The organism is Bordetella genomosp. 4 (assembly GCF_002261185.1).
Taxonomy (GTDB): Bacteria; Pseudomonadota; Gammaproteobacteria; order Burkholderiales; family Burkholderiaceae_B; genus Bordetella_A.
The window spans coordinates 435,455-448,406 of the sequence record NZ_NEVQ01000013.1; the positions used below are offsets into that span (position 1 = coordinate 435,455).

Sequence of the window (12,952 nt, forward strand, 5' to 3'; positions counted from 1 at the left end):
GAAAAAACCAGGCGCCTCAGGCCAGAACCAGAATCGCTTCGACCTCGAATTGCGCGCCTTTGGGCAAGCTGGCCACACCGACCGTCGAACGGGCCGGGAACGGCTGCGGGATCAATTCGGCCATGATGGCGTTGGCGGCGGTGAATTTGTTCAAGTCGGTGAGGAACAAGGTCAATTTGACGATGTCGTTCAGCGTCCCGCCTGCCTCCTGGATGACGGCGGTCATGTTGGCAAAAGCCTGACGCACCTGAGCGTCGAAGTTTTCCGATACGAGATCGCCCGTGCCCGGCTCCAGGCCAATCTGGCCGGACAGATAAACCGTCTTGGTACCAGTCACGGCAACGGCCTGCGAATAAGGACCAACGGCGGCCGGGGCCGCATCGGTATGGATGATTTGCTTGCTCATAAGCCGAATCCTTGAAGAATAATCGATCGTAATACTGGACTATTGAAGTTTAAACGGCAATAGGTATTTGCGAAAGCGAGGCGGGATGCTTTGAGCCGCCTGGCTGACTCGGACATTGTCGACAGCTATATGACAAGAATAGAGGCGTTCGCCGCTTTTTGGCTAATTCAGCCTGATTCAGCCGAAATCGATATTCCAATGCGCTGACGGTGCTCTCGCAGCAAGTCATACAGGGTCTGCGCGGCGACCGACAACGCGCGGCCTTCGCGGCGCACCAAATACAGAGGCCGTGTGAGGGGTTTGCCTGCCAGGGGTTTGATCACCAGCTCGTCCCGCCGGAAATGAAACAGCGTCATAGCCGGCACGACGCTGATACCCATACCGGCCAGGACGAGCCCGGTCACGGTAGCCAAGTGCTCGACTTCGAGCAATGACTGCGGTGAGGCCGGGCCCAAGGCCTCGTCGAGATACCGGCGCACGCTGCTGCCTCTCGCCAACTGGATCAAAGGCCACCGGATGAGATCGCGCAGACGGACCTGATCGCGCGCGGCCAAAGGATGGTCCTTTCGGCAAACGAGAAAAAATCGGTCGGCATGGAGAAACTCGCTTTCCAGGTCTGTCATATCCGCACGCTGCGCCGCGACGGCAAAATCGGCCGCACCGCTTTGCACCATATCCAGACACGGATCCAAGAGCGCATCGCGCAACTGCAGAGTGACCCCCGGATAGTCCCGATGAAAGCGCGCCAACAATCCAGGCAGCCACCCCGCCGCCAAAGACGGCAAGGCCGCAATAGTGACGTGTCCGCGTCGCCGCGCAGCATGGTCGCGCAGGTCCTCGACGACCAGATCGAACTCGCCTAACAAACGGCGCGCCGAAGCGTCCAGCACCCTGCCCTCTGCGGTGAGCTCGACATTGCGCGTATTGCGGTCGAACAGCCGCACCCCGGCGGCGTCCTCGAGCGTACGGATCAACGCGCTAAACGCCGGTTGCGTCAGATGGCACCGCTGCGCGGCTCGGGTGAAGTGTTTCTCGTCGGCCAGCGCGACGAATGCGCGGAGTTGGCGGGTAGATAGATTCATAGAAATTTTGGATGAATTGATCTTTTATTTCTATTTCACTTATTAAGCAAGCCTACCTATAGTGAGTCGACTTTGCACAGCAAGTGCAGACATGACAAGAATTTGATCGCGAGACAACAATGACAGCAGCGCCTTTTTTGATTGGCTGTGCCACGGGGTTTTCCGGCGACCGCACGGATGGCGCATTGCCGATCGTACGGTCGCTGGCCGCGCGCGGCGGCGGCACGCTGATTTTCGAGACCTTGGCCGAACGCACACTGGCGTTGGCTCAATTGGCGCGCAATGCCAATCCGGACAGCGGCTATGAGCCTTTGCTGGATGATTTGTTGAATCCCATTCTGGCGAGCTGCCTGCAACACGATGTGCGCATCGTGAGTAATTTTGGGGCCGCAAATCCGCCGGGCGCCGCGCGCCGTATTGCTGAGCTGGCGCGCGCGCAGGGATTGCCTACGCCGCGAATTGCCGTCGTGCACGGCGACGCATTGACCACACGGGAGCAGCACGCGCTGCTGCGCGAGCGCCTGGGGCCGGCTTTCGACGAGATGGACGTCGTCAGCGCCACGGCCTATCTGGGCGCGAGCGAAATCGCGGCGGCATTGCGCGCAGATGCGCAAATAGTCGTGGCCGGACGCGTGGCAGACCCATCATTGACGCTGGGGCCTGCATTGGCGCATTTCGACTGGGCCGAAGACGACTGGGTACGATTGGGCCGGGCCACAATGGCAGGCCATATGCTCGAATGCGGCACCCAAGTCACGGGCGGCTATTTTTGCGTGCCGGGACTGAAAGACGTGCCCGACATTCATACAGCAGGCTATCCGATTGCCGAGATCGATGCGGACGGCGGATTCGTGATTACCAAACCTGATGGCACCGGAGGCGTCGTAGACGCGCGCACCGTCAAAGAGCAACTGCTTTATGAAGTCCATAACCCCGCAAGCTATTTGACGCCGGATGTCGTCGCAGACCTGAGCCAGGCCGCCGTTCAAACGATCGGCCCTGATCGCGTAGCCGTCACAGGTATTACCGGACACCCGCGCCCGAATGAATTAAAAGTCAACGTCTGTCATCGCGGCGGCTGGCTGGCCGAGGCAGAAATTTCCTACGCCGGCGTACAGGCCGAAGCCCGCGCCCGCCTCGCAGCCGATATGGTGCAAAAACGCCTCGGCTCGGCGTTGAAGGTACGCATGGACTTGATTGGCGTCGTCAGCATTCTGGGTGACGACAACGGCGGCATGCTGCGGGCGCAGGCACCCGGAAACGCGCGCGACGTGCGTCTGCGCTTGGCGGCCGAACACATCGAGGCGAAAACAGCGGAACGCTTGCTGCGCGAAGTGACGGCGCTCTATTGCTGCGGCCCAGCCGGCGGTGGTGGCGTACGCACCTCGCTGCGGCCACGATTGAATATGGTGTCCTGCACCATTGCACGAGATGCCGTGGAAAGCGGCTGGACGATGCTGGAGACCCAACAATGACGACGCCCTCGCCTGGCAACTCACCTGCCGCCACCGTATCGGTGCCCCTGTATCGTCTGGCGCACAGCCGCTCTGGCGACAAGGGCAATATTTCCAATCTCAGTCTGATTGCCTGGGATAAGGAGTGCTACGACGTGCTCGTCGAGCAAGTCACGGATGCGCGCGTGGCGCAATGGTTCGACTATCGTCATCCGGCTCGCGTCACACGCTATGAGATTGCGACATTGCAAGCCATGAATTTCGTATTGGAGGGCGTATTGGACGGCGGCGTGAATGATGCATTGAACCTGGACGCGCATGGCAAGAGCCTGTCGTTTCATCTACTGGATCTGCCAGTCGAAGTGAGCGCGAAACTCGCGCAACGCTTGCCCAACGTGCCAGGCGACGCTCTGTCGAACGCATGATTTCCGGCGGCGTTCTGACTGAGCGCCGTCTTTAGCCCGCCCGCGGTTGTCTATGGCGACGCCAGGTTGTCTGGATAGCCCTCGTTTTCCGCAGCAATACACCGTTCACGGCAATACCTTTAACACAACAACACACGGAGACTACGATGCACCTGACCCCTTTACGCATGATTGCCGCGCTATGCACTGCCCTGCCCTTGTCCGTCGCGGCACAGAATTTTCCGAATAAGCCGATCACATTCATCGTGCCCTTTGCTGCCGGCAGCGCCACCGACCAGATCGGCCGCGCCATCGGCCAAGGCGTCTCCGAACAAACCGGACAGTCCGTCGTCATCGAAAACAGAGCTGGCGCCAGCGCAATCATCGGCGCGCAGACCGCCGCCCGGGCGCCCGCCGATGGCTATACGGTATTGATCACCACCAACACCACGCACGCCGCAAACGAACATCTGTACAAAAGCCTGCCCTACGATCCGGTCAAGGATTTCTCGCCGGTCACCTTGCTTGGCAAAGGCGGCCAGATCATGGTGATCAACCCCTCGTCTTCGGCAAAAACCGTGAGCGATTTTCTCGCCCTTGCCAAGCAATCGCCCGGCAAGCTGAGTTTCGGCAGCGGCAGCTCCAGCAGCCGCATCGCCGGCGAGTTGCTGCAGCAGATGGCTGGCATCAAATTGCTGCACGTGCCCTACAAGAGCAATCCGCTGGCGGTCACCGATTTGCTGGGCGGCCAGATCGACATGATGATCACGGACACGGCTACTGGCTTGCCCCAAGTCGCCTCGGACAAGCTGCGCGCCCTAGGTTTTACCGGTAGCCAGCGCTCGCCGCTCGCTCCTGATCTGCCCACCATCGCTGAAGCCGGCGTTCCGGGATATGAAATGGGTTATTGGTTCGCCGCGTACGTGCCAGACGGTACGCCAGACGAGATCGTCACCAAACTGCACGATCTGCTGACCAAGGCCACAGAAAGCCAAGCCGCCAAACACTTCTATGAATCCACCGGCACCGCGCCGGCCACATCGACACCGAAAGAACTCGCTGACTTTCAACGCAGCGAGTCAGAAAAATGGGGCGATATCATCCGCAAGGCGGGTATTACGCCGGAATGATCGGACGCCCGCTGATTGGCGGCAGTTCCTAGGGCCATATCGCCTCGGCACGGTTGCGTGCGGCGCGATGTGGCCCACTCCATGTTGTCTGGCCGAGTGTTCTCACGATGGCACAGAGATACATCGCGCAGCGTCTGGTCGACTCAAGCCTCGTATTACAGAAGTGTCCGATTTTTCGGGGCGTGGAAAACAGATGGCGGGTGCCTCCTTACAAAATGGGACGATATCTTTATCGTCCTTGCCCCCAGGAGCCCCCCGTATGTTCAATGGACTCAATTACTCGCAAGAACTGCTGTTCTCGACTGATGCGGACAGTTTTGCTGAAACTCCACATGCACGCGAAATTCAGGCACCCCTGCTGCAAGCCTTGCGCGAAGACAATCTATCAGAGGCCTTGCATTGCGCCGCGCTAAGAGGCCACACCGAAACAGCGAGACGCCTGCTGGATGCCGGCGCCGATGCATCAAAGGCCCTGGCACAAGTCGTCGTGGCCGATGAAGCACATACGCCTCAAGCCAGAGCCAACGCTGCAAAGCTGCTGATCTCGCTGGGAGCCCATGTTTCGGACGCATTGGATTACGCGACGAAAAGCTCATGCGAAGAGGCGGCGAGCATATTGCTTTTGATGGGCGCCAACGGATCGCGAGCGCTGGCCTCAGCCGCAATATCGCGCGACACCAACGCGCTAAGGCTCTTGCTCTGGGCGGGCGCAGATGTCATGACGGCACTCATCAGTCTCGCAAAGAATCCCGACGAGAAAGCCCACGGCCATGCTGTGCGGCGCTTGATTCTCGAAAACCACAGCAGACATGCGCTCGATTCGTCCGCAAAGCTGCACAGCCAGACAGCCGCCCTGTCAAGGCTGGCAAAGGACGCTGATACAACGGCCGTGGTGAGATTACGAAAAGCCATCGCCTCCGAGCATCTCGATTGGAGCGAACTGGCCAACAGCGGCAATGTCGCGACCATAAAATCGCTGATGCCTTCCTCGCTCATGACCTATCCAGAACAGCATCTGCGCCAGCTTTCTCTGGACGGCCATTTTGTGGGAGTCAAAACCCTGATCGCCGCCGGTGTGCCGGCAAATGCGGCGATGAACGAACTGATCCTTCAGCACCGCAACTGGTCGGATCCCACCTCGTGCGGAGCAATAAAGCTATTGATCGCCGCAGGGGCAGAATCGTTACCGTTGACAGACGACATCGCAGCAGCGTTCGAAAAACGGAAAACCGAAATAGCGGCTCTCTCAGAGGGTGAGAAAATCATAACCTTGCTCTCTGCGATAAAGAAAGATGACATAGCAGAGATCGTGATGTTGAGTAGCGGCGTATCAGACGCGAAGGCTGCCTTAAAGTGCCTGCACCAAGCCGAAGGTCTGAACGACTTAGAAAAAACACTGGGAATATCCAGGTTAATTAACGCAGGCGCGATTTCGTCTCAGACGCTGATCGATCTGGTACGGGACGGCGACCTGGATGTCGCAAAGCCTCTGGCTCAGTTTGAGGACATTGCCGGCGATGCGCTTATTACTCTCATTGCAGCAGGAGACCACGATGCATCACGCACACTCCTTTCCGCCTTGACCGATGGACGGCATGCGCTGACGCAGGCGGCCGAAAATGGCGATGAGGATATGGCGGCAGCATTGATCGCGATAGGCGCAGATGGTCCTGGCGCTTTGCTGTCGCTGTTGCATGCCGGGTTTCGAGAGGCGGCGGGCCGGTTGATTGCCCTAGGCGTAGACATCCATGCAACGCTCAGGCGTGCCATGCGCGAGGATCCATCCTCATACCAGAGCGCCATCAAAGACCTGGCCGAGCTCGGGGCAGCGGTTCAGTGACGACTCAAGCCGCCCTTAGATATATACGTATGGAACGACATCAATGAAATTGATACTTACACAACCAAAGCCGCTCAAACCAGAGACATATTAGTTTGTGGCTGGGCGGCGATCCCCATTTCGATGGCCCATCGTATTTTCCCCCAGGGAAGCTCCCATGCCCCATGACATCAACGTCACACGCAACCCGCCTTGCGCTATCCCTGCGCCCGAGCTGCCCGCCTCGCAAGCCGAACGGAATGATCGAAACCGCCTGACTCACGCCCTCCGAGCAGACGATTGGCCGATGTTCGAGGCATTGATGGCAGACGATGACACGGTGTGGACCGTCGAAGACCGGCACGAAAACGGTCAGAACTGCCTACATATCGCTATTACCTCCGGCAGCTATTCAATAGCATCGAATCTCGCGCAATTCGCCAATGAGTTCGACGTCGATCTGATTAATGTCGAAGATCAGTTCGGATATACCCCCATCATGTACGCGGCCGAATCCCCCATAGATAATCCCGAGTTGGTAGATACGCTGATCAAAAACGGTGCCCATGCCGGCCTGCCTCGCGCAGTGAAATCCGCAGCGGAACGAGGCCATACAGAAATAACAAGACGTCTGGTCGCCAGCATGCCAAGGGAGGAGGCATCAAAGGCGCTCGCGGAGGTGCTGCAACATGATGAAAATCAGTCGGACCCGAACGCGGCAAAATTGCTCATATCGCTAGGGGTGGATGCAACAGTCGCGCTCGAATATGCGGGTACAAAATACTGGTTGGATGCCGCAAAGGCGTTGGTTTTACTTGGCGCAAAAGGATCCGATGCGCTGGTCTTGATGGCGACACAGTCTCCTGCCGCCAGGAGTGCTACGGTCGCACGCAGCGTCACGACCTCCGGAAGGAGAGCTTTGATTCAAACCGGGTCGGACGTCACGACGGCGCTGACGACCTTGGCGAAAAGACCTAAGAGCGAGCTCAACAGCCTGGGCTTGAGCCGGCTGATCGCGACGGACGAATTGGTAAGCAAGCAAACGGGCGACACGAAACCCTCGAGCGCCACGGCAGCACTGTTGAGGCTGGCGGATAGCGGGGACATTGCGGCCATGCTTGTGTTGGCCGAACAGATGGACTCCGGGCAGCTAGGATGCGACGAGTTGGCGAAAAGCGGGAATGTTGACGCGCTGCGAGCATTGGCCTCTGCTGGCCTGGTGACTCTGCAAAGAACGTTGGAGCGCGCTGCTCATACAAGAAACTTTGCTGCGGCAAAAACACTGATTAATACTGGTATGTCCACGTCGACGCTATTGCATGACATGTGGTCCAATAGCCAACGCCGCAAGGATCCGGACAGGTTTGAGGCGATAAAACTATTAATTGCCGCAGGAGCCGACGCATCCGCGCTGCCGAACGGGCTATCCGCAGAAATCGAGCTGAGAAAAGAAAAAATCTCGGATCTTTCACCCACTGAGAAAAACGTGGCGCTCCTGTCTGCCGCAATCAACGGAGATACAACAGAGGCGGCGATGTTGCTTGAACGAGAAGCAGACATCGCTGATGCGTTGAAACAACTGAGTGGCGCCGATGATTTAAATGGCATCCGCACATTGATCAAAGCCGGCAAGGCTGCACCGGCCACACTGATTGACAGGGTGCTGGCCGGCGACATGGATGGCGCACGAGCCTTGACCCGAGCGCTGGATGTATCGACTGAAGCACTTATTCATCTCATCAAAAACGGCGAATCGGCGTTGGCACGCCGGTTCATTCCAGATTTGACGAACGGACGGGAGGCACTGGTAGAGGCCGCGCAACGTAACGATGGCCACTTGGCACGCACTTTGATCGACCTAGGCGCAGACGGCCCGGGGGCATTGCTGTCGTTGCTGGAAACGAAGTACCGAGAAGAGGCTGCCAGATTGGCGGCTTGGGGGGTAAACATTCATAAGACGATGGCGCTCGCGGTCAGCAACGATAGTGTCATAGACGAAAGAGACCTGATAACCATGGGAGCCGATTTGTCTATCGCCCTGATGCACGCCATCGAGGCTGACGACTCCCAAGCCGCAGAGAAATTACTGCGCGCAGGAGGCGTCCCGGCTGGACAGAAAGCGCTGTTAGCTCTGGCCGCGGACGACACGGTGCCGGCTGCCGTCAAGCGCGCCCGAGTGGCGACGTTGGTGGGGATGCAGGTGGATACTGATGGGTTGCTGGAACAATTCATCAGCGACAAAAAGATTCCCCAACTGCAGGCGCTGATTGACCTGGGAGTGCCGACTGACAGACTGCTGATGGAACTGGGCAAGCAAGGCAATCGGATAGACGCAAGGACACTCATTATGGCGGGAGCGGACATTGCCACAGCCATGGCAACTCTGCTACATGACCGTGAACAGAACGCGGTCACCGTGTTGGGTGTGGCTCTCGCGGGAGCGAGAGAGGAGATCATTGCAGAGCAACGACGTGACGCCACGGGGACGTCGATCCAGACGTGAAGCGAAAAAAAGAGGATGCGTCGCGCATCCTCTTTTTCTTGGTGGCAAATACCGCCGACTCGCTACGCGAGTGCGGTGCATGCGCTATTTTTCGACAAAGGCGCGCTCAACCACGTAGTCGCCCGGCTCACCGACGCCCGGTGATACCTGGAAGCCCCGGGAATCCAGCATCGCGCTGATATCGGCCAGCATGTGCGGGCTGCCGCAGAGCATGGCGCGATCGGTTTCCGGGTTGATCTGTGGCAGGCCGATATCGGCGCAGAGCTTGCCGCTTTCGATCAGTTGCGTGATGCGGCCCTGATTGCGGAACGGCTCGCGCGTGACGGTGGGGTAGTAGACGAGTTTGTCGCGCACTACGTCGCCAAAGAACTCGTTGTTGGGCAGCTCGTTTTCGATGAAATCAGCATAGGCCAACTCGCTCACCCAGCGCACGCCGTGCACCAGGACGACTTTTTCGAACCGTTCATAGACGTCCGGGTCTTTGATGATGCTCATGAAGGGCGCCAGGCCAGTGCCCGTGCCGAACAGGAACAGGTTTTTGCCGGGCTTGAGGTCGTCGACGATCAATGTCCCCACCGGTTTGCGGCTGACGAGGATGGAGTCCCCCTCTTTCAGGTGCTGCAAACGGGAGGTCAAGGGGCCGTCCTGGACCTTGATGCTCAGGAATTCGAGGTTTTCCTCGTAGTTGGCACTGGCAATACTGTAGGCGCGCATCAGGGGCTTGCCTTCGACTTCCAGGCCAATCATGACAAAGTGGCCGTTGTGGAAACGCAAGGCCGAGTCACGTGTGGTGGTAAAGGAAAAAAGCGTATCGTTCCAGTGGCGCACGCTGAGTACGCGTTCGGTATTAAAAGCTGCCATGTCGTTGAAAAAGTGCAACGCACCAGGTGCGCCGAGTGGATTTCCGCGCTGTGCAAAAGGCTTGCAATAAGCTGGCGCGGGGCTCAGGGTTTTCCCGATTTTACCAAGACTACTTGATAACTCATCTCATTATTCCGTAATTCTCTTATAACTTTTTGGTAGAACCCCGGATCAGCCCCGGAAACAGGGCTTTAGCTGACGCTCAGTTGAACGGTTGGGCGGTTCCTGTTATTGTCGCACCCACTTGATAATAATTTTCGTTACCGGGAACCTGCCCCGCCTGGCGCCACTCGCGGCCCAGGTCCAAAGCGGTGCCCGAAACAAACGGCATTTCAGTCGTCTATTTAACGCTATATCGGAGCCAGGCCCTCTATGTCGACCCGACGCTTTTCCTTGTCCCCCCTCTTTGGCGCGCTGGCGCTCGCGGGCGCCGTGCTCGCCACGCCGGCCAATGCAGCCGAGGAAGTCAGCCTGTACACCACGCGCGAACCCAAATTGATCCAGCCGATGCTGGACGCCTTTACCAAGGAAACCGGCATCAAGGTCAACACCGTCTTTGTGAAAGATGGCCTGCTCGAACGCGTCAAAGCCGAGGGCGCACAATCGCCGGCCGATGTGCTGATGACGGTCGATATCGGCAACCTGATCGATCTGGTGGACGGCGGGATTACGCAAGCAGTCCAGTCGGAGACGCTGAACAAGGTCATTCCGGCAAATCTGCGCGGTGCGGACGGCAAATGGTATGCCCTGTCGCTGCGCGACCGTGTGCTGTATGTGGCCAATGATCTCAAGCTGGACAGCTTCCACTACGAAGACCTGGCCGATGCGCAATGGAAGAACAAGGTCTGCATCCGCTCGGGCCAGCACCCGTACAACACCGGCCTGGTCGCGGCGATGATCGCGCATGACGGGGCCGAGGCAACGGAAAAATGGCTGCGCGGGGTCAAGGCCAACTTGGCACGCAAGGCCGCGGGCGGCGATCGTGACGTCGCGCGCGACATTCTGGGCGGGATTTGCGATATCGGTATCGCCAACGCCTACTATGTCGGCCACATGAAAAACGCCGAACCCGGTACCGACGCCCGCAAATGGGGCGACGCGATCAAGGTGGTGCGCCCGACATTCAAGAATGGCGGCGATGGCACGCACGTGAACATCAGTGGTGCGGCCGTGGCGGCCCATGCCCCGCAAAAGGAAAACGCGGTCAAACTGTTGGAGTTCCTGGTTTCCGAGCCGGCACAGGCCCTGTACGCGCGCGCCAACTACGAATACCCCATCCGTCCCGGCGTGACGCTGGACCCCGTGGTGGCGAGTTTTGGCGAACTGAAGATCGATTCGCTGCCCGTGGCGGAAATCGCGAAGCATCGCAAGCAAGCCAGCGAATTGGTGGATAAGGTCGGCTTCGATAATTGATCGCGTCGAGGCGACAGGCGGAGCCAAGGGCTGCATCAGATATCATGCAGCCCGCACCTCAGCCTTAACTCATTATCACCGCCAGCGCTGCTGCCTATCTCGGCGGACAGTCATCAACCAGTGTCAGGCACCGCAAGGCGCCTGACATTTGCTTTTTCCACCGAACGACGGAAACTGCAGGCGCAGCGCTAGGATGTTTCTTTCTTTGTATGCAAACTGATTCTTTGCCACGCCCCTGGCGACTACGCGGCCCTGAACGCGGTGCGGGCTGGCTCCTGGGCGCGGCCCTGATCGCGTTCGCGGTGTTGCTGCCCCTCGGCGCGCTGGCCTGGCAGGCGCTGGATGCGGACCTGTCGCACTGGTCGCACTTGGCGACGTACGTTCTGCCTCAGGCGCTGGCGAATACCGCCATGCTGCTGCTGGGTGTTGGGATATTGGTCACAATGCTGGGCACCGGCGCGGCCTGGCTGGTCACCGCGTACGATTTTCCCAGCAGGCGGATATTGACCTGGGCGCTGCTGCTGCCTCTGGCCGTCCCGACCTACATTATCGCGTTCGCCTATCTGGACTTGCTGCATCCGATCGGGCCGATTCAGACGGCGATCCGTACGATACTGGGCTATGACAGCCCGCGGGATTTTCGCCTGCCGGATTTGCGCTCGATTTATGGCGCCATTTTTGTGCTGGGTTTCGTGTTGTACCCGTATGTTTATTTGAGCACGCGCGTGATGTTCATGACGCAAGCCGCGAGCCTGCTCGAGGCGGCACGTACGCTGGGCGCGGGTAAAGTCGGTGTCTTTGTGCGCGTTGCCCTGCCCTTGGCGCGCCCGGCGATTGCGGTGGGTGCCAGCCTGGCGTTGCTGGAAACGCTGAACGATATCGGCGCATCCGAGTTTTTAGGCGTGCAGACGCTGACGGTGTCGGTGTACACGACATGGGTGACACGCTCGGACCTGGCAAGCGCAGCGCAGATTGCGTTGACGATGTTGGCCATCGTCGTGGGGCTGATTTTGCTGGAACGTCACGGCCGCAAGCGGCAACGTTACGCCAACACGCAGCGCATGCGGCCCATGCAGGCTCGACGGTTGCGCGGCAGCGCCGCGTTGCTGGCTATCGTGCTGGGCTGGATTCCGGTGTTGCTGGGGTTTATCGCGCCGGCCTGGTATCTGGTGGTAGAGACGTCCAAACGCCTGCATCTCGTGGGCGGGGTGTCTGATCAGTTGATCAATGGCTTGACCAACACAGTCACCGTAGCGTTTGCCGCGACAGTGGTCACGCTGGGCTGCGGGCTGATCGTGGCGTGGGCCGGACGGACGCTGCGGGAAAGTGCGCGGCTGAATCCGGGCCGCGCGTGCGCCCGGATTGCCAGCCTCGGTTATGCCGTACCCGGGACCGTGCTGGCGATCGGTTTGCTGATGCCGTTTACCTGGATCGATCGTCAACTGGGCTCGGTGTTTGGTACGCAGGGCTTGCTGTTGATGGGATCGACGGGTGCGCTGGTATGCGCCTATACCATGCGTTTTCTGGCGATTTCGGTAGGCGGGATCGAAGCCGGCCTGTCGCGCATTCCGCCGTCTTTGGAGCAAGCCTCGCGATTGCTGGGTGAAAACGCGAGCGGGACGCTGCGCCGGGTCCATTTGCCCTTGCTCAAGCCGGCGTTGGCGACGGCGGCGCTGCTGGTGTTTGTCGATACGATGAAAGAATTGCCGGCCACGCTGCTGTTGCGGCCGCTGAATTTCGAGACGCTGGCGACGTGGCTTTATGCCGAAGCCGCACGCGGCACCTACGAGGAAGGCGCCGTCGCGGCCTTGGCCATCGTGGTCGCGGGCCTCGTGCCGGTGATTTTGCTGGCACGTACTAATTTGAAAATGGGACATTGA

At 59.0% G+C, this 12,952-nt stretch carries 11 protein-coding genes and 1 pseudogene; 8 read left to right on the forward strand and 4 right to left on the reverse strand.

The features are described 5' to 3' along the window. Positions 1–16: 16 nt before the first annotated feature. Positions 17–406, reverse strand: coding sequence for a Rid family detoxifying hydrolase (locus tag CAL20_RS12325; RefSeq protein ID WP_094821285.1), 390 nt, complete (start codon positions 404–406; stop codon positions 17–19). A gap of 167 nt (positions 407–573) precedes the next feature. Continuing rightward, positions 574–1,488 carry a LysR family transcriptional regulator gene (locus CAL20_RS12330; RefSeq protein WP_094821286.1) on the reverse strand — a complete coding sequence of 305 codons (915 nt, stop codon included), beginning with the start codon at positions 1,486–1,488 and terminating at the stop codon, positions 574–576. Between the two features lie 119 nt (positions 1,489–1,607). Here CAL20_RS12330 and CAL20_RS12335 point away from each other — a divergent pair, with 119 nt between their 5' ends. From CAL20_RS12335 to CAL20_RS25880, 4 genes and pseudogenes are all read left to right on the forward strand, one after another. After that, positions 1,608–2,963, forward strand: a complete 1,356-nt coding sequence (locus tag CAL20_RS12335; protein ID WP_094821287.1) for an acyclic terpene utilization AtuA family protein — start codon at positions 1,608–1,610, stop codon at positions 2,961–2,963. Continuing rightward, a complete protein-coding gene (locus CAL20_RS12340; RefSeq protein ID WP_094821288.1) occupies positions 2,960–3,367 on the forward strand; it encodes an AtuA-related protein in 408 nt (135 codons plus the stop codon). Before CAL20_RS12335 ends, CAL20_RS12340 begins: the two co-directional genes overlap by 4 nt. Before the next feature lie 146 nt (positions 3,368–3,513). Further along, positions 3,514–4,476: a Bug family tripartite tricarboxylate transporter substrate binding protein gene (locus tag CAL20_RS12345; RefSeq protein WP_094821289.1), complete on the forward strand. Its 963-nt coding sequence runs from the start codon at positions 3,514–3,516 to the stop codon at positions 4,474–4,476. Positions 4,477–4,735: 259 nt separating this feature from the next. Beyond that, positions 4,736–4,930, forward strand: a pseudogene (locus CAL20_RS25880) (hypothetical protein); the annotation flags it as partial. 122 nt (positions 4,931–5,052) lie between these two features. Here the strand turns inward: CAL20_RS25880 and CAL20_RS25620 are convergent. Then, complete coding sequence (locus CAL20_RS25620; protein WP_179266665.1) at positions 5,053–5,196, reverse strand: hypothetical protein; 144 nt, start codon at positions 5,194–5,196, stop codon at positions 5,053–5,055. Between the two features lie 64 nt (positions 5,197–5,260). Between CAL20_RS25620 and CAL20_RS12350 the strand changes: the two genes are divergently transcribed. Both CAL20_RS12350 and CAL20_RS12355 read left to right on the forward strand, forming a co-directional pair. After that, a complete protein-coding gene (locus CAL20_RS12350) occupies positions 5,261–6,316 on the forward strand; it encodes a hypothetical protein (protein WP_143277061.1) in 1,056 nt (351 codons plus the stop codon). Positions 6,317–6,473: 157 nt separating this feature from the next. Continuing rightward, positions 6,474–8,798, forward strand: a complete 2,325-nt coding sequence (locus CAL20_RS12355) for an ankyrin repeat domain-containing protein (protein ID WP_094837999.1) — start codon at positions 6,474–6,476, stop codon at positions 8,796–8,798. Between the two features lie 84 nt (positions 8,799–8,882). Here CAL20_RS12355 and CAL20_RS12360 read toward each other — a convergent pair whose 3' ends face one another. After that, a complete protein-coding gene (locus CAL20_RS12360) occupies positions 8,883–9,659 on the reverse strand; it encodes a ferredoxin--NADP reductase (protein WP_094821425.1) in 777 nt (258 codons plus the stop codon). A 372-nt stretch (positions 9,660–10,031) separates the two neighbouring features. On the opposite strand from CAL20_RS12360, the gene CAL20_RS12365 reads away from it, so the two are divergent. Then, complete coding sequence (locus CAL20_RS12365; protein WP_094838000.1) at positions 10,032–11,072, forward strand: Fe(3+) ABC transporter substrate-binding protein; 1,041 nt, start codon at positions 10,032–10,034, stop codon at positions 11,070–11,072. Positions 11,073–11,281: 209 nt separating this feature from the next. Further along, complete coding sequence (locus CAL20_RS12370; RefSeq protein WP_094821293.1) at positions 11,282–12,952, forward strand: ABC transporter permease; 1,671 nt, start codon at positions 11,282–11,284, stop codon at positions 12,950–12,952.